At 43.7% G+C, this 21,579-nt stretch carries 21 protein-coding genes and 2 riboswitches; of the genes, 17 read left to right on the top strand and 4 right to left on the bottom strand.

Annotated elements, in window-relative coordinates:
- Positions 1-22 precede the first annotated feature (22 nt).
- On the top strand, positions 23-520 hold the full coding sequence (locus KS242_RS03840) for a GNAT family N-acetyltransferase (RefSeq protein WP_217323094.1): 498 nt from the start codon (positions 23-25) through the stop codon (positions 518-520).
- Positions 521-549: 29 nt separating this feature from the next.
- Here KS242_RS03840 and KS242_RS03845 read toward each other — a convergent pair whose 3' ends face one another.
- On the bottom strand, positions 550-837 hold the full coding sequence (locus KS242_RS03845) for a hypothetical protein (RefSeq protein ID WP_217323095.1): 288 nt from the start codon (positions 835-837) through the stop codon (positions 550-552).
- Positions 838-1,063: 226 nt separating this feature from the next.
- Here KS242_RS03845 and KS242_RS03850 point away from each other — a divergent pair, with 226 nt between their 5' ends.
- Positions 1,064-1,276 (top strand): hypothetical protein, encoded by a 213-nt coding sequence (locus KS242_RS03850; RefSeq protein ID WP_217323096.1) that lies wholly within the window; start codon positions 1,064-1,066, stop codon positions 1,274-1,276.
- A 40-nt stretch (positions 1,277-1,316) separates the two neighbouring features.
- On the opposite strand, the gene KS242_RS03855 is transcribed toward KS242_RS03850, so the two are convergent.
- Positions 1,317-3,059 (bottom strand): methyl-accepting chemotaxis protein, encoded by a 1,743-nt coding sequence (locus KS242_RS03855; RefSeq protein ID WP_217323097.1) that lies wholly within the window; start codon positions 3,057-3,059, stop codon positions 1,317-1,319.
- Positions 3,060-3,188: 129 nt separating this feature from the next.
- Here KS242_RS03855 and KS242_RS03860 point away from each other — a divergent pair, with 129 nt between their 5' ends.
- From KS242_RS03860 to KS242_RS03870, 3 genes are all read left to right on the top strand, one after another.
- Complete coding sequence (locus KS242_RS03860) at positions 3,189-3,662, top strand: VOC family protein (RefSeq protein WP_217323098.1); 474 nt, start codon at positions 3,189-3,191, stop codon at positions 3,660-3,662.
- 178 nt (positions 3,663-3,840) lie between these two features.
- A complete protein-coding gene (locus KS242_RS03865) occupies positions 3,841-4,653 on the top strand; it encodes an N-acetylmuramoyl-L-alanine amidase family protein (RefSeq protein WP_217323099.1) in 813 nt (270 codons plus the stop codon).
- A gap of 212 nt (positions 4,654-4,865) precedes the next feature.
- Positions 4,866-5,957, top strand: a complete 1,092-nt coding sequence (locus KS242_RS03870; RefSeq protein ID WP_217323100.1) for an N-acetylmuramoyl-L-alanine amidase family protein — start codon at positions 4,866-4,868, stop codon at positions 5,955-5,957.
- A 35-nt stretch (positions 5,958-5,992) separates the two neighbouring features.
- Here KS242_RS03870 and KS242_RS03875 read toward each other — a convergent pair whose 3' ends face one another.
- Entirely contained in the window at positions 5,993-6,268 is a 276-nt protein-coding gene (locus KS242_RS03875; protein ID WP_217323101.1) for a hypothetical protein, read from the bottom strand.
- A gap of 252 nt (positions 6,269-6,520) precedes the next feature.
- Between KS242_RS03875 and KS242_RS03880 the strand changes: the two genes are divergently transcribed.
- The 7 genes from KS242_RS03880 (at position 6,521) to guaA (ending at position 15,198) form a co-directional block, all read left to right on the top strand.
- On the top strand, positions 6,521-6,739 hold the full coding sequence (locus tag KS242_RS03880) for an AbrB/MazE/SpoVT family DNA-binding domain-containing protein (protein ID WP_217323102.1): 219 nt from the start codon (positions 6,521-6,523) through the stop codon (positions 6,737-6,739).
- 11 nt (positions 6,740-6,750) lie between these two features.
- On the top strand, positions 6,751-7,248 hold the full coding sequence (locus KS242_RS03885; RefSeq protein ID WP_217323103.1) for a cation:proton antiporter regulatory subunit: 498 nt from the start codon (positions 6,751-6,753) through the stop codon (positions 7,246-7,248).
- A 3-nt stretch (positions 7,249-7,251) separates the two neighbouring features.
- Positions 7,252-8,469 carry a cation:proton antiporter gene (locus KS242_RS03890; protein ID WP_217323104.1) on the top strand — a complete coding sequence of 406 codons (1,218 nt, stop codon included), beginning with the start codon at positions 7,252-7,254 and terminating at the stop codon, positions 8,467-8,469.
- Between the two features lie 572 nt (positions 8,470-9,041).
- Entirely contained in the window at positions 9,042-10,010 is a 969-nt protein-coding gene (locus KS242_RS03895; protein ID WP_217323105.1) for an AAA family ATPase, read from the top strand.
- Positions 10,000-11,238 carry a DUF58 domain-containing protein gene (locus tag KS242_RS03900; protein ID WP_217323106.1) on the top strand — a complete coding sequence of 413 codons (1,239 nt, stop codon included), beginning with the start codon at positions 10,000-10,002 and terminating at the stop codon, positions 11,236-11,238. The genes KS242_RS03895 and KS242_RS03900 overlap by 11 nt, the downstream gene beginning before the upstream one ends.
- The gene (locus KS242_RS03905; RefSeq protein WP_217323107.1) at positions 11,231-13,426 is read left to right on the top strand and encodes a DUF4129 domain-containing transglutaminase family protein; all 2,196 of its coding nucleotides are present in this window, start codon (positions 11,231-11,233) and stop codon (positions 13,424-13,426) included. Before KS242_RS03900 ends, KS242_RS03905 begins: the two co-directional genes overlap by 8 nt.
- Positions 13,427-13,677: 251 nt before the next feature.
- Positions 13,678-15,198, top strand: a complete 1,521-nt coding sequence (gene guaA / locus KS242_RS03910; RefSeq protein WP_371747623.1) for a glutamine-hydrolyzing GMP synthase — start codon at positions 13,678-13,680, stop codon at positions 15,196-15,198.
- Positions 15,199-15,218: 20 nt separating this feature from the next.
- Here the strand turns inward: guaA and KS242_RS03915 are convergent, their stop codons facing one another.
- Entirely contained in the window at positions 15,219-16,268 is a 1,050-nt protein-coding gene (locus tag KS242_RS03915; RefSeq protein ID WP_217323108.1) for an FUSC family protein, read from the bottom strand.
- A 179-nt stretch (positions 16,269-16,447) separates the two neighbouring features.
- On the opposite strand from KS242_RS03915, the gene KS242_RS03920 reads away from it, so the two are divergent.
- The 5 genes from KS242_RS03920 to KS242_RS03940 all read left to right on the top strand — a co-directional run bounded on the left by KS242_RS03920 (position 16,448) and on the right by KS242_RS03940 (position 21,332).
- Positions 16,448-17,959, top strand: coding sequence for a UDP-N-acetylmuramoyl-L-alanyl-D-glutamate--2,6-diaminopimelate ligase (locus KS242_RS03920; protein WP_217323109.1), 1,512 nt, complete (start codon positions 16,448-16,450; stop codon positions 17,957-17,959).
- A 95-nt stretch (positions 17,960-18,054) separates the two neighbouring features.
- Positions 18,055-18,156: riboswitch (purine riboswitch) on the top strand.
- A 113-nt stretch (positions 18,157-18,269) separates the two neighbouring features.
- On the top strand, positions 18,270-19,607 hold the full coding sequence (locus KS242_RS03925) for an NCS2 family permease (RefSeq protein WP_217323110.1): 1,338 nt from the start codon (positions 18,270-18,272) through the stop codon (positions 19,605-19,607).
- Positions 19,608-19,769: 162 nt separating this feature from the next.
- Positions 19,770-20,537, top strand: a complete 768-nt coding sequence (locus tag KS242_RS03930) for a TspO/MBR family protein (RefSeq protein ID WP_217323111.1) — start codon at positions 19,770-19,772, stop codon at positions 20,535-20,537.
- A gap of 35 nt (positions 20,538-20,572) precedes the next feature.
- On the top strand, positions 20,573-21,151 hold the full coding sequence (locus KS242_RS03935) for a DUF2179 domain-containing protein (RefSeq protein ID WP_217323112.1): 579 nt from the start codon (positions 20,573-20,575) through the stop codon (positions 21,149-21,151).
- A complete protein-coding gene (locus tag KS242_RS03940) occupies positions 21,114-21,332 on the top strand; it encodes an NETI motif-containing protein (protein WP_217323113.1) in 219 nt (72 codons plus the stop codon). Before KS242_RS03935 ends, KS242_RS03940 begins: the two co-directional genes overlap by 38 nt.
- Positions 21,333-21,446: 114 nt before the next feature.
- Positions 21,447-21,546, top strand: a riboswitch (purine riboswitch).
- Positions 21,547-21,579 lie beyond the last annotated feature (33 nt).

Consider the following 21,579-nt stretch of genomic DNA (forward strand, 5'->3'; position numbering starts at 1 on the left):
ATAAGAAAAAGGAAGTATTCTAATGGAGGATTTTCAATCTGTTTACAACTTAATGCAGCGTTCTTTTCCACAGGCGGAATATCGAAATTTTGAAGATCAGCTGGCACTTCTGGAAAGAGAAGATTATCATATTCATACATATGAAAAAAACAACAGCTTAGCAGCGTTCTATGCACGGTATATACTGGCTGAACTAACTTTCATTGAACATATAGCAGTGGATGAGCGTTATCGGGGGCAAGGGCTGGGCAGTCAAATCATGCGTGAAGTAATAGCTGGAACAGAGCAGCGTATTGTATTAGAAGTAGAACCAACCGCTGACTCGATAAACGCAGCCCGGCGTGTGCGCTTTTATGAGCAGCTAGGTTTTCATCTGAACGATTACTCTTATGAGCAGCCAGCTCTGCGACCAGGAAGCTCTGCTGTGCCTTTGCAGCTGATGAGCTACCCGCGGTCTCTTGATGCTAAGAATTTTAGTCAAGTGAAACAAAGTATATTCGAGCACGTTTATGGTACTTAAAAGAACGCCAAAATTGGCGTTCAGCTTTGTCAGCGATAATCATGCTTGTCTTTCCGGTAGGCGCGGAAAGCAGTTCGAAGCGCAGCATAACTGCCAATGGCGGCATAACCATAAAAATATCCCATAAAAATCGCTGCTATCAAGTTGTGAGGATGACTGAAAAGAAAAGACAATAGCAAGCCGCTCAGCAAGGCAATTGTAGGTGTATACTTGCCGGGGAGCGGAAGCAAATGCTTTACAATCTGAGTAAATATGAGAACGATGGGGACCCCAAGCACAGCATCCCAGAAGTTCGTCATAATCATAGGAAATTCCAACGTCCCTACCTCCTTTGTATAGCGTATGCTTGGTTGTCCCAACATATTAAACTTGAAAATAAATTTCATGCTTTAAAGAAAACGGTTTAATGAAACGGATTACCAGGGTAACAGATTATTAAGAAAACTAGCAATATAGCAGAATAGGATTTTTACAATTGACCTGCATATATGGGATGGTGTATAGTGTACGTACACTAGATATTGTGTTACGGAGGCCGGTAATATGCAAAGATACTTATTCGAGTACAAAATTCTGCCAACTGGCGAAAAGAGCGAATTCAGCTATGTAGCTGAATCTGAAGAAGAAGCTCGCCAGTCCATTAAGGAACGTGTGGCAGATTTGGAATTCGTAGAACCAGAAGAAGTCGAAATCGGCAGCTTGCTTCGCACCTTGGATGCGAGCAAACAATACTACGAATGTGAAGGCTGTACCTGATTTAAAAAGGCCCGAAGCTCCTCAGCTTCGGGTCTTTTTTTTATAGTTTGAAAACAGCGATTGATTCATTCAACTGTCTGCTAATATGTGTCAGCTCCTCAGCTGATGTGGCAATATTGGCGACTGCTTGAATTTGATCTGCAATAGATGCAGCAATTTCTTCGACGCTGGCAGCCGTTTCTTCGGAGACGCTAGATGCATTTTGGATGCTGTCTGTTATGCCATTCGTTTGGGATGTGACTTGCTTAATTTCGTCAATAAGTTTATTACCTGCATTTTTCGTAGCTTCTGCAGCAGCTTCAATGCTTGCAAATTCAGCTGCTGTGGAAATGACGGAACGATTCAGTTGTTCTGCTTGTTGTTTGTTTGATTCAATTAGGGCAACGTTCTCTGCTGCTTCTTTCGTAATAGAAGAGATCATTTGCTGAATTTCTTTTGTGGCAGCATTGGATTGATCTGCAAGTTTTCGAACTTCACTCGCAACCACAGCAAAGCCCTTTCCATGCTCTCCAGCACGCGCTGCTTCAATACTTGCATTCAATGCAAGTAAGTTAGTTTCCTCGGTAATATTTTCAATAACATCTGTAATTTTAACAATTTGCTGCAGATTGTTATCTAGTTCTCTCATACCATCAGAAATGGCTTCAACTTTTTGCATAGAGGCATCGTTTGCTGATTGCAAATCAAACATCATCGTGCTGCCTTTCGTCGTCGCATCACTTGTTTGAAGTGCTGCTTGGGCAATCGCATCACTTTGAGCGGTCATCATCCGAATCGAGTTATTGAATCCGCTCAAATGGTGTGCTGTTGTTTCCAAGTCAGCTGCTTGGGAACTTGCTCCGTTGGCGATATCATCAACTGCTACACCAACTTGTTCACTGCTGGCAGAAGTTTCTTCACTCACTGCAGACAGCTCGGATGCTGCGTCCGATACTTTGTCGCTGGATTGAATAATACTTTGCACCAATAGGCGCAGCTCGCCAGCCATTTTAGTGAATGCATGGCTCAATACACCAATCTCATCTTTTGATTCTTTCAGCTGCTGTTCACGGAAGTCACCAGCAGCAAGCTGTGTTGCTGCATCTGTAACCGACTTAAGCTGTATGAGTTTTGGTCGGATAATAAAGTAAAACAGAACAAGACTGAGAAGTGTAATGCCAACAGTAACACCAATAATGATCCATTTTACCGTTTGCAGGTCTGCGTAGAAGAGGTCCGTGTAGACGGTAATACCAACTGTCCAATTCCAAGGCTCAAAATAGTTTGCATACGCCATTTTCTCCCGGACTTCACCTGTTTTCTCATCGGTATCATCGTAGCTTAAGAAACTATCTGCATCGTCCTCTGATTGTGCTAAATTGATCATGTCTTCCCGGTTTTTCTTGGTACTTTCATCTGTTGCAGCTGAGTTAATCTCTTCTCGAGGATGAAGCACCATATTAGCTTGATCATCATAAGCCAGAATGTAACCGGCACCATTTTTATAATTGAAATTTGATTGCGATAAATCATGCTCGCCAGTCTCGATAGGACCATTCAAGATAACGCGAGCTTCTTCTTGCGCTTCTTCTAACGTAAGTTCCCCATTTTCCACCTGCTCATTGAGAAGCATTAATACACTAGTGGCACTGTTGGCCATATGCTGTAAGTCCATTTTTCCAGCTTCAATCAGCTGATTTTTAGCTGTTAAGTAGCTGATTGTACCAACAGCTGCCCCGCAAATAATCGTAATCAATGCAACAGCAACCATTAATTTTCCTGCTAATCCATGTCTTTTTTTCATGGTCATCCCCCTTTGAACGTAGAACTGTTCACCTATATAATCGGTGTTTAAAATCAATTGTGAAGTGAAATAGGTATAGGATATTAATTTTTTGTAAGAAACAGCTAAATAGGGGGAGGGGAATAGGGTATGGCGGCAATTACGCACATTGGTTTGACGGTATCGGATTTAAATGCAGCGGTGAATTTTTATAAGGAGGCGCTTGGATTCCGAATCATTGCAGGTCCATTTGATATGAAACCAGAAGCAGGGGATATGACCCGAGACTTGCAAGGTGACCAAGTAAAACATATTCGCAATGTTCACATGAGTGCGGCAAATCAAGTTGGTATTGAATTGTTTGAATTTATGGAACCTAAAACAATTGGGAAGACCGAAAGACACCCATGGGACCCGGGTATGTTTCATCTTTGTGTAGTAGCGGAAGATGGAGATGTACATCGCTTGGCGAAGAAAATTGAAAAGACCGGGGGAAAGATTATTAGTCAATTTTGGCCATTAAACGAAGACAGCGACTACTATCTCGTCTACTGCCAGGATCCTTTTGGAAATATTATTGAAGTGTATTCTCACAGTACCGAACAAATCTTTGCGAATCGATAATACAGCTTGTGGCTGTTTCGTAATGGGCAGAAGGTTAGGAATTAGGAGAGGTGTCTGGAAAAACAAGTCTATCACCTAGAGCGTCCGAACCTTTTCTGCGAATGGGTCTACCTGCTGTTCGGCATGTCTTCTATAATTGTGACAACATTCGATTTTTTGTCAGTATAGGAGGGCATGTATGATCAGAAATAGACAGCTTTTGATAAGAATATGCATTATTTTCACAGCCATCGTACTGTACCCGACAGTAAGTTTTGCTCAAAGCGGTACGGTGGATGTGGATACCACATTGAATATACGGCAAGCGCCATCCACCTCAGCAGCTATCATCGGCAGCTTATATCCAGGGGAAATAGTCGAATTGAAGGAAGTTGCCAATAATTGGGGGAGCATTACCTATAAGGGCGGGACAGGTTATGTGAGCATGAATTACATACATACAGGCGCAAGTGAGTTGGCAGGAAAAGTGATTGCAATTGACGCCGGCCATGGCGGGAAAGACAGTGGTGCTATCGCTAATGGCGCGTTAGAGAAGCAAGTTGTGCTGCCAATTGCACAGAAAACGCAAGCCAAACTTCAAGCGGAAGGCGCAGAAGTAATCATGACGAGAACAAGTGATTCTTATATTGAATTGGAAGACAGAGCAAGGAGAGCAAACGCAGCCGGAGCAGATGTGTTTGTCAGTATTCATGCGAATGCAGCCTCAGCAGCTGCGGCAAACGGAACAGAAGTATTCTATTATCCGGGCTCATCAAGCGGCTATGCTTTATCTGCTGCTGTACAGACTGGATTAATAAATCAGCTTGACTCACATAACCGCGGTGTCAAGAGCGCTGACTTCAATGTGCTCCGCAATACAAGCATGCCAGCTGTATTGGCTGAAATAGGTTTTTTGACAAATGCGCAAGAAGCACAGAAACTAGCATCTGCTGCATATCAGGAAAAAGCGGCAGCCGGACTTGTGCAAGGTGTACGTGACTATATGGATTAACAATTGTAATGATGCAAATAGAAGCAGCAAATCTTGTATTTTGCTGCTTTTTGGCTAGAAAACTTGTTCAAGAGAGACAAGAATAATAAGGAATTTTAGAATCGACACATACTGTCAATTAATTGGTAAGACTATTAGACTATTCAATGGCAAGATATTCATCTATAATAATGGCGAATCTACAAAATTCTACAATGTGAAGGGAGAATCGTATGCTAGATAAACATCTATTCCGTCGCTCATGCTTGGTTGTTATTATTGCACTTATTGCAGCTGTAGCATTTTTACCAGCAGCGAGCTATGCGGCAAGTGGAACAATCGATGTATCGACGTCTCTGAATGTACGCGCTGAGCCTTCGAATAATGCGGAAGTAATCGGCAAACTTCAAGGTGGACAGGCAGTTGAAATCCTGGAAGTAGCACACGACTGGGGTAAAATCGACTATTATGGGCAAGAAGGATACATAAGTATGGTATTTGTCAGCGGTGTTCAAGAATCCGCGACGGCAGCTCCGGACGTACAGCAAACAGCGGCTCCGTCTCATGCTGCAACGAAAGGATATGTTCAAGTTGCCACTTCGCTGAATGTCAGGTCAGCACCGAATATGTCTGCTGCTGTTACAGATAGCTTGTACAATGGAGAAGCAGTCTCTATTGTTTCTATTCAAGATAACTGGGCACAAGTTGAGCATGATGGTAATACGGGTTATGTGAGTATGGATTATATTACTACTAGTGAGAATGAAGCGAGTTATAGCTTGTCACCGTTGAAAGGGAAAACGATTGTAATTGATGCAGGTCATGGCGGAAAAGACAGCGGAGCAGTTGGAGATTACTTTTATGAGAAATCTGCTGTTCTATCTATTGCTTTAAAAGCCCAGGCGCAACTGGAAAATCTCGGAGCAGATGTCATTATGACACGAGATGATGATACATTCGTTGAACTAGAGACCCGGGCAGCTATGTCAAATGCTGCTCATGCCTCCATGTTCGTCAGCATTCATTTAAATGCAACATCCGAAGAATATGTGAATGGGACAGAAGTATATTATTATCCGGATGGTGATACAAGTGTGCAGCTTGCCTCTACTGTGCAGGAGAACTTAATATCCCAGCTCGGTTCCGTTGATCGCGGCACGCAAGCAGCTGATTTTAGTGTGCTGCGCAATACACAGGCACCAGCAATCTTGGCCGAAATCGGTTATATTACGAACTCAGCTGAAGCTGCCAACCTGTTAACAGACAGCTACCAGCAAAAAGCTGCCACTGGAATCGTGAAAGGGCTCGAGACTTATTATCAATGAATTATAGAAAACGATGCGGAAATTCCGCATCGTTTTTATTTTGTTAAATCTACATCAGCGACGTAATAGGATGAATCATCTGCTCGTTCCTTATACATCTCGATGTAAATTTGATTTATTTCCTGACCTTCTTTGTTGATGACATTACGCCAATCTTGTCGAATCTGACCTTTATTGGAAGAAGAAGTCCTCTTTGAATAGAGTCGGTGTGCATCTGGGATAATCTCCTTCACATAATTGGAAATACTCCGCTCCAGCTCGTGCCGGACAACTGCTTCTTTCCCTGCAGTATATGCGTATCGAAATTGCATCTGGCTGCCAGTCCTCCTGTTGTTTGGTGAAAAAAACAAGAACATTAGTTCCTATTTTGAGTATACTGGAATTGCTGCAGTATGGCTAGTAAAATGCCAATCTCAGCAAAAAAATGTGTCAGAAATTTGAATAGATGAGCAGAAAAATCACAGAAATGTAACCCCTTACTTGTGAAAAGGAGGTACGTTTAGTAAACTATACTTGTAAGGAAAGTAAAGAATGTAAGGAATATCTGAAAGAAGGGCGAAATCATGGAATTAGCAAAGCTTAGCTCAAAAGGGCAAATTACAGTGCCGAAGCACATTCGGGAGGTACTGGATGTCGGGGAAGGGGACCATGTGGCATTTGTAGAAGAAGGCGGGATTGTGTTCATGTCAAAAGCTGATCTTAATTCTATTCATGGCCTGCAGGAAATTCTAAGTGACAGCAAATTCAAGGAAGTCGTCCAGAAAGCTAAATCACTAAAATAGGAGGTACATAGATGAATATTCGAGAATCAGATCTACCTGGTATTGGAAAGAAGTTTGAGCTGATGACGGACAATGACGATAAAGTTGTGGTGGTTATTCATGATGACGGCCGCAGAGAAGTATACCACTATGACGATGATGATTTGGAAGAAAGCATTTCCGGTGTGACGTTTACAGATTCCGAAGCAAGGCAGCTCGCTTCCATTATCGGCGGCATGACGTATAAGCCAAAAGCGGTGGAAACGATTGAAGTTGCATTTGATGACTTGGTAATTGAATGGTATAAGCTTGGGCCAAGCGCGCCAATTGTCGGGAAGACAATCGGAGAAATCGGCATCCGTCAAAATTATAATATCAATATTATTGGTATTATTCGTAAAGATCACTCCAAGCAGCTTAATCCTGGTGTTGATTCTGTATTCAAGAGCGGTGACACCCTTGTCATTTCTGGTGAGCGTGCAGATTTGAAACGCGCCAACAATGAGCTATTTTTAAGGGAAAGGGGATAAGCGATGGATCATTTAGTGTTTGAAGTAGGAACTGCGCTTGTTTTAGTCGCAATCGCAGCCATTTTAGCCAACAAGTTGAACTTTTCCATCATTCCATTTCTCATTATTATTGGGATGCTGGTCGGACCGCATGCACCTAGTATTGGCATTATCAACCTCCAATTTGTTCACAGTGAGGATATCATTGCATTCCTTGGAAGGATTGGTGTCCTATTCCTCCTATTTTATCTGGGCCTTGAATTCTCGATTGGGAAGTTAATTAAATCTGGTAAATCGATTGTCGTTGGCGGCAGTATTTACATCGGAATTAACTTTGCATTAGGCTTTCTTTATCCATTCCTGCTCGGATTTCCAATTAAAGAGACCTTAATCATCGCAGGTATTATCACAATCAGTTCCAGTGCAATTGTAGCTAAAGTGCTCGTTGATCTGCGGCGTACTGGTAATACCGAGACGGAGCTGATTTTAGGTATCATCATGTTTGAAGATATCTTCCTCGCTGTTTATTTATCCACTGTATCAGGCCTAGTTTTAGGAGACTCCAACTCATTAGGCGGAACAATTCTATCTATTCTAATTGCACTTGGTTATATGCTGCTGTTTTTTGTTATCGCACGAAAGGCGGCGCCTCTATTAAGCAAACTTCTGCGTATATCCTCTAATGAGGTATTTATTATTGTCATTTTCGCATCTCTATTCTTTATTGCCGGATTCTCGGAAACTATTCATGTGGCCGAAGCAATCGGTGCCCTCTTACTCGGACTAGTATTCTCGGAAACAGATCAAGGAGAACGGATCGAACATATGGTAGTTCCATTCCGAGATTTCTTTGGAGCCATTTTCTTCTTTAGTTTTGGTTTGAGTATTGATCCAACAACACTTGGTGATGCGGTATGGCTTGCGCTAGGGGCAGTGGTTATCACCATTATCGGAAACTTTGTTGCCGGCATGATTGCAGGACGCCGCGCGGGCTTATCTCACAAAGCATCCACAAATATTGGCTTAACCATCGTATCTCGAGGTGAATTTTCCATCATTATGGCGAACTTAGGTATGGCCGGCGGATTAATGGGTGTGCTGCAGCCATTCTCAGCTTTATATGTACTGATTCTCGCCATTCTTGGTCCTTTGCTAACGAAGGAATCAAAGTGGATTTTCCTCTTCTTGAACAAGATATTCAAATGGCAGGAAATGAAGCCGAAGAGAGTTCGTGAATCATAAATCTTTTAAGAGGCTGGGACATAACTGTTTAAGCCATATAAAAATCCAAACAATACTGCAATTAACAGCAGCATTGTTTGGATTTTTGCATGGGAAACGAAGCTGAGAGCATCGCTTCGGCAATACACTCCGCTTTCCTGCGGGCGGCTGGTGAGCCTCCTCGTGCAAAAAGCGCACTGCGGGGTCTAACCTAGCCTTCCTCCCGCGGGAGTCTCCGTGTATTTCCTACGCTGATTTTTGTTATAGGAAATCTTCACTCGTGTAGGCATAGTACGTAGACTCCTCGAAAAAGATAGCGATTTTCTTGTCGGTGTCTACTTCAAAAGCCATTCTTGTCTGACGATAACAGCTAAAGTTGGAAAGCAGCAGTCGTCAGAGAGCTACATTAAAAAGTACGGATCTAGTTATTGTTCGCTTTTAGGATGAATTAACCTTGTTATGTCCCGCTCTCTTTACATTCTTGCATTAATTTTACATGTATATAGCTTGCCGATGCCTCCTATGGCAGGTAACATAAAAGGAACACTTGTCCAAAATTTTCTGTCGAATTTAACTTGGAAGGGAATGCTTTTATGACGAAGCTATCAACCTATCATCCCGCTGTTACGCGGATAATAGAGAATATCAATAAAGTAATCATCGGGAAAGAAGAACCGATTATCCTTAGTCTGACAGCTTTGCTGGCGGGCGGTCACGTTTTGCTGGAGGATGTACCTGGAGTCGGTAAAACGATGCTTGTCCGCTCTCTGGCGCGCTCTGTTGATTGTGACTTTAAACGTATTCAATTTACACCTGATTTATTGCCGTCTGATGTAACAGGTGTTTCTATTTATAATCCAAAGACGCTTGAATTTGAATTCCGTCCAGGTCCAATTCTTGGCAATATCGTCTTAGCAGATGAAATCAATCGTACATCACCGAAAACGCAGTCCTCTTTGCTGGAGGCGATGGAAGAAAAGAACATTACAGTGGAGGGCAATGCATTGCCGCTTGCGGATCCATTTTTTGTTATGGCAACACAAAACCCGGTTGATTATGAAGGAACTTATCCGCTGCCAGAAGCACAGCTGGATCGCTTTCTGCTGAAAATACAGATGGGTTATCCGAATGCTGCCGAGGAACTTCGTATGCTGGCATCAGTTGGCGAGAACCATCCGATTACGCGAGTGGAGCCTGTTATGACAAAGAATGAGCTCGTCCAGATGCAAAAGGATGTAACAAATGTATACATGGACCAGCAAATACAGCAATATATCGTGAATTTGGCTCAAGCATCACGCAAACATCCAGATGTATATCTTGGCCTTAGTCCGCGCGGCTCTATTGCATTGGTTCGGGCGGCGAAAGCTTATGCGTATATCCATTATCGCGACTACGTTATTCCAGATGATGTGCAAACGCTGGCACCTTACGTGATTGGTCACCGTGTTCTGCTTCGTTCGGAAGCACGTTATGATGGGCTGACATCGGAGAAACTGATACAGCGTTTGTTAGCAGCAGTGGAGGTACCGGTGGAGAAGGAATCTGTACATGAAAGGTAGATTGCGTTTTGCTATGAAGTTAGGAAGCCTAATCCTGCTTGCAGGCATCCTGTTTTCTTATAGTATGTTTCAAGGCGGATTTGTCAGCTGGTTTCTGTTTTACGCCTATATGCCAATTCTGCTTTATGTGCTCCTTTTGCTTTTTTACCCAATAGGAAGCTGGCAGATTGATCGCGCGCTGTCTAAGACTTACGTGAAAAGCGGCGATGAAGTAAAAGTGGAGCTTTCTTTGCGACGGCGATTTCCATTCCCGCTTGCATATGTGCAAATAGAAGATTTGTTTGACAAGTCGCTTTTAAAACTGACAAATCCGGATGGGACGATGCTGCCGGCACAATCGCGTCAAGTAAAACAGCATATTCTTTTCCCAGTGTTCCGTAAACAGCTGCAGGTGGAATACGTGCTGGACAAGCTTCCTCGTGGCGAGCATCATTTGTATCGCGTGCGTATTCGTACAGGTGATCCATTTCAGCTAATTGTAAAAGAGGCAGTCTTTAGTTTTCCTCAGCAGCTGAATGTGTATCCTGCACCAAGAGAGATCACGCTCAGCAACCCGCCAAGTGTGTTTGAGGAAGGAGCTGCTGTTGCATTCACTCCTCGTTCGAAACAAACGAATGTTGTCTCCGGCATCCGTGAATATACGCCAGGTGACCGTTTCAGCTGGATTGACTGGAAAGCATCGGCGCGCAAACAAGATATGATGACTAAGGAATTTGAGCAAGAAAAAAGTGCGGATGTGCTGATTGCCTTGGATCGAAGAACAGCGGCGCATTCGGAGGATCTTTTCGAACACAGCATTGTAATTGTCTATTCTGTTTATCAGCAGCTTAAGCGACGCAATGAACAAGTTGGTTTCTTAAGTGTTGGCAAAGAAGTCAAATGGCTGCCAGCAACAATGGGCAGTGCACAGATACAGCGTGTGCAGCAGCATTTGACCACAGTCCGTTACGAGCAAGCACCTAGTCGGCTACAATCGCTTGCTGCAGAGCTGTCCAAGCAGCCGAAGGGTTCTACGGTTTATTATGTGACAACACAGCTGGATATCGGAGATTTTCCGGTATTGCGTGCACTTAGACAAAGCGGTTATTTGCTTGTTGTTTTGTATATTTGCCGTCAAGTTGAAGCGGATAGCAGCTTAATCAGCGGTATTCGTCAGCTTGGACACAATATAGAGATTTATCCGATACAAGAAACGGCTGACAGGTCGGAGGTGCGGCAAAATGCCTAAAAAAGACAAGCAATTGCAAGTCCTTCGCTACCTTGTCTATTTATGTGGATTTCTCTTATTTTGGGAGTGGCTTCGTCCGCTGGAAGAGATTAGTGATACAGGCAGTTTGCCAATGTTCGTGCTGTTTACAGCGGGTTGTTTTCTGCTGTCGGCGCTAAAACTGCGCTGGTGGCTTAGCTTCCTGTTAAAGCTCGTGCTTACTGCAGTTGTACTGCAAGTGATTTTAGCAGAAGAGAACTTGGTATTCGGAAGCTGGGTAGCGTTGTTCCAAGACGAGATTCAAACTAATCTGCAGCTGCTGTTTACGGGAGAGTTCGCGTTACTGACGCCATTTTTCCGAACATTGCTGTTTTTAATCCTTTTATGGCTGATGAGCTATCTTCTGTATTATTGGTTTATAATTGCCAATCGAATTTTCTTCTTTATTATCATGACGTTCGTTTACATTGCTGTACTGGATACGTTTACGCCATACGATGGCAGCGGTCCAATTGTCCGTGTCTTTGTACTTAGCTTCTTTGCGATGGGAATCGCTGCTTTTACTAGAATTTATCAGAGTGGTGAAAAGCAGCAGCTTCCAAAGCGATTGCTGCTCTGGAGCGGCCCACTGCTAGCTTTGCTCGTTTTGTCAGCAGCAGTTGGTTATACAGCGCCGAAGCTACCGCCGCAATGGGCAGATCCCGTGCCTTTCATTCAGAAAATGTCGGGGACGGATAACGAAGAATCAGGCAGCGGAGGTGTTCGAAAAGTTGGCTTTGGTGAAGACGATTCCCAGCTTGGCGGACCATTTGTGCAAGATAATTCGGTTGCTTTTTGGGCAGCCACCGAAGCTAGCGGTTATTGGCGAGCAGACAGCAAAGATGTTTACACCGGGAAAGGCTGGGAACGCTCAAGGCAAGTGCAGCCGCAAAACTTCCGAAGCGGAGAATCACTAAACTTAGACCTTTACGAAGAAGATGTAGTGACGGAGCCGCGAGAAGCCATTGTGTATCCGAATGTCAATGAAGTGCTGGATCGACTTCTGTATCCTTATGGCACGCAAACATTTTTCAGTGATCCTGTTTCGGCAGCTGTGGATGCAGAGTTTGGTGTAGTAGAAACATTTAATCGATCACAATACCCGGCTGAACCATATACGATTGCTGTTAACGAGCCGCAATATAATATCGAGGATCTGCAGCGGGATCCTGGTATTGAGGATCAAAACACACATAACCGCTATACACAGCTGCCTGAAACATTGCCAGATCGGGTTAGAGAGCTGGCAGCGGAAATAACAGGCTCTGAAGCTACGCGTTACGATAAAGCAAAAGCGGTCGAGCAGTACTTTAATCAAAATGGATTCCAGTACCGGACGCAAGATGTACCGGTACCGGAAGAGAATCAGGATTATGTTGATCAATTCTTATTTGAGTCAAAGATTGGCTATTGCGATAACTTTTCGTCTGCGATGGTCGTACTGCTGCGGGCAGCAGACATTCCTGCGCGGTGGGTGAAAGGATTTACCGAAGGCCAGCCAGGTTCCAATCCGAATGTTTCTACCCCTGATAATATGGATTCCTATGTTGTAACAAATGCCAATGCACATTCGTGGGTAGAAGTGTATTTTCCGGAGACCGGCTGGGTTCCGTTCGAGCCAACGCAAGGCTTTAGCAATCCAGCAGAATTCACAACCGAGGACGATGCAGCTCCGGAAACGCCACAAGCAGAAACACCTGAACCAGAGCAAGAAGAGGAAGCAGCTGCACCACAACAGGAAGAGCAGCAGCAAGCGGAAGAAGCAGAAAATGAAACAGCGCAATCAGAAACAAGCGCAGCTGTCTCCCCGTTATATTGGATTATTCCAGTCGCTGTAATTGTGCTTGCGGCATTGCTTCTGTACGTAACTCGCTACAAATGGCTGACAGCTTATTACGTTCGCAAGTATGGAAAAGAACGTTCGGAGGAAACATACGAAAAAGCATATGACTACTTGTTACGTCTGCTGGCTCATAAAGGCTATAAGCGGCAATCCGGGCAAACATTGCGAGAATATGCGCAGACAATTGACAAAGCGTACGGCAATACGCGGATGTCCGAATTAACAGCCGCGTATGAGCGAATTCTCTACCGAAACGAAAAAAGCGAACCTTTGTGGGAAAATGCCGTCGAATTGTGGGAAAATTTAATTAAACAAGCGGCATCTTGACCCCATTTAGGCTCATTGATAGAATAAGAGGCAATAAGCACCTTCAGACACGTGCAGATTCGCTGCTGATGTTGGTGAAGGCTTGAGCCGACAGCGTTACCTTTGCTGGATTCCGCCTTACTAGATGGCGCGGATTCAGCTTCTGTTTTTTCACAACGTGATAAAGGTAAAATGTGGTGCTTGCACCCGACCTGCTTATATCTAGAGAACGAACTATGAAGGAGTGGACAGACTTGGATATCGATACAGATATGATATTAGTACTGGACTTTGGCAGCCAGTACAATCAATTAATCACACGGAGAATCCGGGAGTTCGGCGTGTACAGTGAATTGCATTCCCACAGACTCACAGCAGATGAGATTCGTAAGATGAACCCGAAAGGCATCATCCTTTCTGGCGGACCGCACAGTGTTTATGATGAAAATAGTTTCCGCTGTGACGAAGAAATCTTCGAGCTAGGTATTCCGGTATTGGGTATCTGCTACGGCATGCAGCTAATGACGCAGCATTTCGGCGGAAATGTACAGCGTGCAGACAGCCGGGAATACGGCCGTGCAGAGATTACGCTAACGAATCCTTCTGTTATCTTTAAAGATTCACCGGAAACACAGCTTGTTTGGATGAGCCACGGTGATAAAGTGCTTGATCCGGCACCTGGTTTCAGCGTTGATGCGACAAGCCCGTCCACCCCAGTTGCAGCAATCAGCAACAAAGAGCGCAATCTTTACGGTGTGCAGTACCACCCAGAAGTGCGCCATTCTGAATACGGCAACCATATGCTGAAGCAGTTCGTATTTGACGTTTGTCATGCAAAAGCAGAATGGACGATGGAGAACTTCATCGAAATGGAAACAGAAAAAATCCGTCAGCAAGTCGGCGATCGTAATGTACTATGTGCATTGAGCGGCGGTGTGGATTCTTCTGTTGTAGCTGCCTTGATTCATAAAGCAATCGGTGATCAGCTAACATGTATTTTTGTTGATCACGGTTTGCTGCGTAAAAACGAAGGTGCAATGGTCGAGAAAACATTCCGCGATGAATTTAAAATTAATTTAATTGCTGTGCCTGCACAAGAGCGTTTCTTGAGCAAGCTTGAAGGTGTTTCTGATCCGGAACAAAAACGTAAAATCATCGGTAATGAATTCATCTACGTATTTGATGATGAAGCGTCTAAGCTAGAAAACATGGACTTCCTTGCACAAGGTACCCTTTATACAGATATTGTGGAAAGTGGTACAGAAACAGCACAGACAATCAAATCTCACCATAACGTGGGCGGACTGCCAGAAGACATGCAATTCGAATTGATTGAACCGCTAAAAACATTGTTCAAAGATGAAGTACGTGAACTTGGAACAGAACTTGGCTTGCCAGATGCTATCGTGCATCGTCAGCCATTCCCTGGACCAGGACTGGCTATCCGTGTGATCGGCGAAATCACGGAAGAGAAGCTGGAAATTGTACGTGAATCAGACGCTATCCTGCAAGAAGAAATCGTAAAAGCGGGACTAGACCGTGATATTTGGCAGTACTTCACCGTTCTTCCAGGCTTCAAGAGTGTCGGCGTTATGGGAGATGCCCGTACGTACGACTACACACTAGGTATCCGTGCGGTAACAAGCATCGACGGCATGACATCCGACTGGGCCCGTATCCCATGGGATGTACTAGAGCGTATCTCCGTGCGCTTCGTAAATGAAGTAAACCACGTGAACCGTGTTGTGTATGATATTACAAGTAAGCCACCTGCTACTATTGAGTGGGAATAATAGAGAAAAAGGCCGTGCTATCAATCCGATAGCACGGCCTTTTTTTGTGGCAAATGCGTATTTCCGCTTTGCTGCTCTTCAATCAGCTGGTTGATCGACAATAGTTCATACAAGTAAATGCTTTCAATAGGAAAATACACTTCTTCTGGATTTTCTGGTATTTCAATACTCCAATACAGCTGGAACAAATCCTCAAATGGTTTTTTATTTATTGCGCAATCTGTACTTGTCCAGCGAAGTAGGTTTTGCTGCACAGCTTCAGCAGCTAATATATAGTGATGACGCTGTTCGTCATTCCAATGCAGCTGTTTGCCGCTTCGGCCAGCGTGGATCAAGTTCCACAGATGATAGTGAATGAGTGTCAGCTGTCGTGCTTCGGCAGCTTCTTCTTCCAGAATTGCTTTGGTTTCAGAGTTAGGAAGATGATAGCGCATTTCACTTTGCTGTTGCTGAATATATTGCTCCAAACGCAGCCGTTCTTTTGTCAGCTTTTGAAAGGATTTTGTAAGCACAGGCGCAGGATGACTGCCTTCTGTTTGTTTAATTCTGATGTCTATAAAATCGTTTAAAAGCTGATTGGTATAGGTAATGACCACTTCCAGCTGCTGGTGTGATTTTTTAAGATAGTCAGGCGGCAATATCATCATATTTACGAGAGTCGAAATAACAATACCAATCACACTGCCTCCTAGCCGCGCTAAGAAGTCTATCCATAGACTAGTGTGGGTTACGTCAATCATGGCAACAGCAGTTATGGTCGCTACAATTAAGCCAGCATGCAGCTTCAACTTGTAACAGACGACAATCGTCAAAAAAGCCGCTGCCGTATAGGTCAGCGGAGAGGAGCCGAATAGATAGATGGATAATATGGCAAATGCTGCTCCAATCATACTGGCAGGTAAACGGATCAATCCTTTTTGAATAGATGCATGAATCGTTGGTTCAATCGTAACAATCGCGGCAACAACTGCAAAAGCAGGCGTTATATGCACAAACTCACATATTAATGCAGTAAAAAATACGGCAATGCCCGTCTTAATGACGCGGTTGCCGATAATAGGCTTCTTCACTTTCTGTCAACACCTTTAAACTAACATGTTTACATTAAAACAAAATCGAGAAGGCAAGACAATGGGCAGAACTGGTAAATCTATAGGACTTGCTGCGTGATTTTCGTGTACATAGTATAAGTGTCCTGCATTTCGGGTAAACAAAGAAAACACTTTGACCGGAAATATAGGGGGTAGCCATGATAATCAACATGATGAAACAAAATAAAGTTCATTTTAAGCGCATTTATGGTGCGTCTAGTACAATTGCCAATCTAGTGCGTTTTGATTCACGTCAGGTCACAAACAATGATGTGTTTGTATGTGTGACAGGTACGAATCATGATGGACACGCTTATATAGAGGAGGCGCTTGCGCAAGGCGCGTCTGTGATTGTCGGCACCGATGAAAATCTCTTAAAGGCGCACTACCTTCAGCATGAAAACCGGACATTTCTAGCTGTAGAAGATGCCAGGCTGGCTATGGCTCAGATGGCTGTGCTGCTGTCTGATAATGTTTGGGAAAAGCTCACGACAATTGGTGTGACCGGGACAAATGGCAAGACAACAGTCGCAGCTTATGTGCATTCCTTGCTAAATCAGCTCCATTTAAAGACAACTTCCATTGGAACCTGCGGCATCATTACCTCAAAAGAAAAAATTGATTTCTTTAAAAGCACACCAACGACGCCTGAATCAGCTGATTTGCATGCGTTGTTCCAAAAGCTTGAGACAGATGGAGAAAAAGCTGTTGTGATGGAGGCGACTTCCATTGCACTCGATCAAAAGCGCACAGCTGCCATGACATTTGATGTGGCAATTCATACGAACCTGTCACCTGAACATCTGGAGTTTCATGAAACATTCGAAAATTATAAACGCGCAAAACTAAAGCTGTTCCAGCAAGCAAAAAGCGCAGTGGTAAATCTGGACGATGAGGGGATGGCTCAAGATATCTTGAACTGCTATCCAGGTGACTTGATGACCTACAGCTTGAATCCAGCAAGTAAGGCAGATGTAATTGCACAGCAGCTTCACACAGATGCGCATGGCACGCATTTCGAGCTGGTGATAAGCGGAAAAGTGTACCCAGCGCACGCGCCGATTTTCGGTGAATACAATGTCGCCAACCTGCTGTCTGCAATATGCACAGCTATCCAGCTTGGATACGATATCGAAGCTATTATAAGTACATTGAAGACAATCGAAAGCCCTGAAGGACGATTTGAAATGATGGAGGAGTATGGCGAAAGAAAAATTATCCTCGACTACGCGCATACACCGGTGGCTTTGGATCAATTGCTCACCGCTGTAACTGCAATACCGCATCGACGTCTGATTGTCATGATTATGGGAATCGGCATTAGAGACTTTGGTAAAATGCCAAAAATGGCGCAGACAGTCGAAGGCAGAGCCGATGAAATTGTCGTGTCTGTTGATCACCCAGGCTATAATAATCCAAAAGATGTTATAAAAGCAGTTTGCGACGGGTTTTCTAGCATGCAACCTGTATCTACCGCAGAAACAAGAGAAGAAGCAGTGCGACTTGCGCTGGATCTTAGCGGAGAAGGTGACATTGTACTTTTAACAAGCGGACAAATCAACGGTGCCCAGCTCGTAAAAGGGAAAGCAATTCCGCATTCGGATCATGCTATTATTCAAGATTATTTTACAAACACCACTCCGGTAAAAATGCAATCAACAATCAGCTGAATAATTTGGAAACGATTACTAATACTATATTTAGTTCCAATTACCGAAAAAACATTGACGAATCGCGTAAGTTGCTTTTATAGTGAAATAGTAATAATACTTATATTTTTCGTCTTCGTATAATTTTGGGAATATGGCCCATGAGTTTCTACCAGGTTACCGTCATTAACCTGACTACGCTGACATTTCGATCTGAGTTACATACGCAGATGTGGTGTAGATAAGAAACGCTTCTTGCTCTTTGGGCAGAAGTGTTTTTTATTTGAAAGCTTATCCTGCCCCAACGAAGCAACAGGAGGAGTAACAAGCTATGAGACGTTTTTTCCGCTTTGACGAATTGAACACTTCTTACCGGACGGAGATTATTGCCGGCGTAACAACATTTTTAGCGATGGCATATATTTTGTTCGTTAACCCAAATGTTCTTTCTTTACAAGGCATTCCAGATAATGCACTGCCTGGTTCAGGCCGTATGGACCCGGGTGCAATTTTTACTGCAACAGCGATTGCTTCAGCCGTTGGTACGCTGATTATGGGCTTATTCGCTAAATTGCCGATTGCATTGGCACCTGGTATGGGATTGAATGCTTTCTTCGCATTCACGGTGGTCCTAACTTATCAAATCCCTTGGGAAACTGCATTGGCTGGTGTGTTTGCCTCCGGTGTGATTTTCATGATTCTGTCTCTTTCCGGATTGCGTGAATTGCTCATCAATGCAATCCCGCCGAACTTAAAATTAGCGATGGGTGCAGGTATTGGTCTTTTTATCGCTTTCATTGGCTTGAAAAATGCGAACTTAGTAGTTGCAAGTGAGGATACAGTTGTAGCGCTTGGCGATATTACAAGCGGACCTGTTCTGCTGACGGTCTTTGGTGTTTTTGTTACAGCTCTTTTACTAGTAAAAGGACTACGTGCAGCAATCTTCATCGGTATGCTGATTACAGCTGCTGCTGGTATGATCTTTGGTTTGATTGCTCCGCCAACGGCAGTGACTGATGTTGTCGGAAGCGTACCTAGCCTAGCACCGACATTCGGTGCAGCATTCGATCATTTTGGTGATATCTTCACCATCCAGATGCTGACGGTTATCCTGACATTCTTGTTTGTCGACTTCTTTGATACTGCTGGTACGTTAGTGGCAGTAGCTACAAAAGCAGGGTTAATGAAAGATGGCAAGCTGCCGAATCCAGGAAAAGCATTGCTGGCTGATTCTGGTGCCACCGTTGCTGGTGCGATCATCGGTACATCCAATACAACGGCATATGTAGAATCCACAACAGGCGTAGGTGCTGGCGGTAGAAGTGGGTTCACAGCTGTTGTCACTGCTATCTGTTTCTTATTGGCATTGTTCTTCAGCCCGCTGTTATCTGTCATCACGAACGAAGTAACAGCACCTGCTCTAATTGTTGTTGGCGTGTTAATGTGTACTTCACTAAAAGAGATTGAATGGGATAAAATAGAGTTTGCTGTACCAGCATTCTTCACGATCCTTATGATGCCGCTGACAGCAAGTATCGCAAGTGGTATTGCAATTGGATTTATCTTCTACCCGCTGACATTGCTTGTCAAAGGTCGTGTGAAAGAAGTTCATCCGGTCATGTGGTTCCTGTTCGTAATATTCATTTTGTATTTCATTTATTTGGCCTAAACAAAAGCCGTCCTACTTGGGGCGGCTTTTCTTATAGCGAAATAGGACAATTCTCTAGGCGGATTTTCCCTTTATGCGTTGTTTGCGAGGCTTGAGGGTATAATTGTATTATACTAACGAGAGATTATAATCGTCTGTTTGGGCGAGGAGGAGGAAATTTACATGAGTAACCGCTCTGTTAAGCTGGCTTGGATCAGCTTACTTGCATTCATCGCAGTGATCGTCGTCAATTACCTGTCCAATGCCTTGCCGCTTGGAGGCAAAACGACCCAGCAATTATCAGACCAGCTTGGTGTGCTGTTTCAGCCAGCAGGTTATGCTTTTAGTATATGGGGTATTATTTATCTGTTTGTTTTCATTTGGATAATCCGCCTGTTTTTCCGGTCGACACGAGAAAAGGAGTGGTATGGAAAAGCAGCAAGTGCATTTGTCGCCAGCTGTATCTTCAACATTGCTTGGCTGTTCAGTTTCCATTATCAGCTATTCAGCCTTTCCATTATCCCAATGGCTGCACTTCTCATTTCGTTGATTATCTTATATCAGTCTGTCTCAACATCCTCAGATCGCGGAAAGTTTGATTTATTTCCGTTTTCCATTTATATTGGCTGGGTATCTATTGCAACTATCTTAAATGTAGGTATTCTATTTGTGTCACTTGGTGTCGATAATGTAGAGGGGTGGCTGTTGTCCGGCGAGGTTTGGACAATTATTCTGCTCATTATTGGAGCTATCTTAGCAATTAGCTTTATGCATATATTCCGTGACAGTATTTATCCGCTCGTGTTCATTTGGGCATATGTAGCTATTGCTGTTGCCAGGGCAGAGGATTTCTCGGCCATTACAGCTGTCGCAAGCATTATGGCACTGGTTATTCTTATCACCATTCCGATTCATTTGTTTCGGCGTAAGCGCAAGCAATACGGCTATTGATTACAGTATGTGATAGCTTTTAAGGAGGAAGTAATTTGTTAGAAATACCACTCGTCATGGTGCTTATCATCTTTGTTGTAAACATCGTTTATGTTACCCTCAATACTTTGCGTGTTATCTTGACATTAAAAGGACGGCGCTATATTTCAGCAACAGTCAGTGTGTTTGAGGTTACAATCTATACAGTCGGTCTGGGACTAGTGCTGAATAACCTCGATCAAATTCAGAATTTGATTGCTTATGCGCTCGGATTCGGTATTGGTGTTGTACTCGGCTCGAAAATTGAAGAAAAGCTGGCATTAGGTTATATAACCGCCAACGTTATTTCCTCCGATCCGAGTATTGAGTTTACGAAAAAACTTCGTGAAAAAGGATACGGCGTTACGAGCTGGTTCGCATATGGCATGGAAGGCGACCGACTGGCGATGCAAATCCTGACACCGCGAAAATATGAACTGAAGCTTTATGAAACAATTCAGGAGATTGATCCAAAAGCATTTATCATCTCTTACGAACCGCGGCAAATCTCAGGCGGTTTCTGGGTTAAAAGTGTAAAAAGGGAGCGAATTCGTCGAAATGGCAAACCAAAAAAAGCTGACAAAGAAACGGTTTGAGCTCGGTGAGAATGAAACAATCGATGCTTGCCTTGCCCGTATAAAAGCGGAGGGCTATATGCCGGTTCGAAAAGTAGAAGAACCAATCTTCCGGGAAACAACCGAGAACGGCATAAAGAAGGTAGAGCCGATTGGAAAGAGTGTCATGTTTGACGCGAAGCTCCTAAAAACCGAACAATAAATATAACGATATGATCATCGTTCGATTTTTTCATTGACGATATGTATCAAAATTGTTATCATAATACATGCATGAAAGACACGGCTAGATTTGATAATATCGTACAGTAGCTCGCTGTACTTATAGATCGCACCTCATATATTTCCGGAAATACGGTCCGGAAGTCTCTACCTGCTACCGTAAATGGCGGACTATGAGGGAAGATGGAACAGCCGAATTCCGGCTGGACGTGTGCATGATTATGAGC

It is taken from the genome of Terribacillus sp. DMT04 (genome assembly GCF_019056395.1).
Classification (GTDB): domain Bacteria; phylum Bacillota; class Bacilli; order Bacillales; family Amphibacillaceae; genus Terribacillus; species Terribacillus aidingensis_A.

Coding starts and splice junctions, on each gene's coding strand:
- KS242_RS03905 (WP_217323107.1), top strand. CDS start 11,231: ATGCCTAAAAAAGACAAGCAATTGCAAGTCCTTCGCTACCTTGTCTAT.
- KS242_RS03855 (WP_217323097.1), bottom strand. CDS start 3,059: ATGAAAAAAAGACATGGATTAGCAGGAAAATTAATGGTTGCTGTTGCA.
- KS242_RS03890 (WP_217323104.1), top strand. CDS start 7,252: ATGGATCATTTAGTGTTTGAAGTAGGAACTGCGCTTGTTTTAGTCGCA.
- KS242_RS03880 (WP_217323102.1), top strand. CDS start 6,521: ATGGAATTAGCAAAGCTTAGCTCAAAAGGGCAAATTACAGTGCCGAAG.
- KS242_RS03875 (WP_217323101.1), bottom strand. CDS start 6,268: ATGCAATTTCGATACGCATATACTGCAGGGAAAGAAGCAGTTGTCCGG.
- KS242_RS03895 (WP_217323105.1), top strand. CDS start 9,042: ATGACGAAGCTATCAACCTATCATCCCGCTGTTACGCGGATAATAGAG.
- KS242_RS03870 (WP_217323100.1), top strand. CDS start 4,866: ATGCTAGATAAACATCTATTCCGTCGCTCATGCTTGGTTGTTATTATT.
- KS242_RS03840 (WP_217323094.1), top strand. CDS start 23: ATGGAGGATTTTCAATCTGTTTACAACTTAATGCAGCGTTCTTTTCCA.
- KS242_RS03930 (WP_217323111.1), top strand. CDS start 19,770: ATGAGTAACCGCTCTGTTAAGCTGGCTTGGATCAGCTTACTTGCATTC.
- KS242_RS03850 (WP_217323096.1), top strand. CDS start 1,064: ATGCAAAGATACTTATTCGAGTACAAAATTCTGCCAACTGGCGAAAAG.
- KS242_RS03920 (WP_217323109.1), top strand. CDS start 16,448: ATGATAATCAACATGATGAAACAAAATAAAGTTCATTTTAAGCGCATT.
- guaA (WP_371747623.1), top strand. CDS start 13,678: ATGATATTAGTACTGGACTTTGGCAGCCAGTACAATCAATTAATCACA.
- KS242_RS03885 (WP_217323103.1), top strand. CDS start 6,751: ATGAATATTCGAGAATCAGATCTACCTGGTATTGGAAAGAAGTTTGAG.
- KS242_RS03900 (WP_217323106.1), top strand. CDS start 10,000: ATGAAAGGTAGATTGCGTTTTGCTATGAAGTTAGGAAGCCTAATCCTG.
- KS242_RS03940 (WP_217323113.1), top strand. CDS start 21,114: ATGGCAAACCAAAAAAAGCTGACAAAGAAACGGTTTGAGCTCGGTGAG.
- KS242_RS03865 (WP_217323099.1), top strand. CDS start 3,841: ATGATCAGAAATAGACAGCTTTTGATAAGAATATGCATTATTTTCACA.
- KS242_RS03860 (WP_217323098.1), top strand. CDS start 3,189: ATGGCGGCAATTACGCACATTGGTTTGACGGTATCGGATTTAAATGCA.
- KS242_RS03925 (WP_217323110.1), top strand. CDS start 18,270: ATGAGACGTTTTTTCCGCTTTGACGAATTGAACACTTCTTACCGGACG.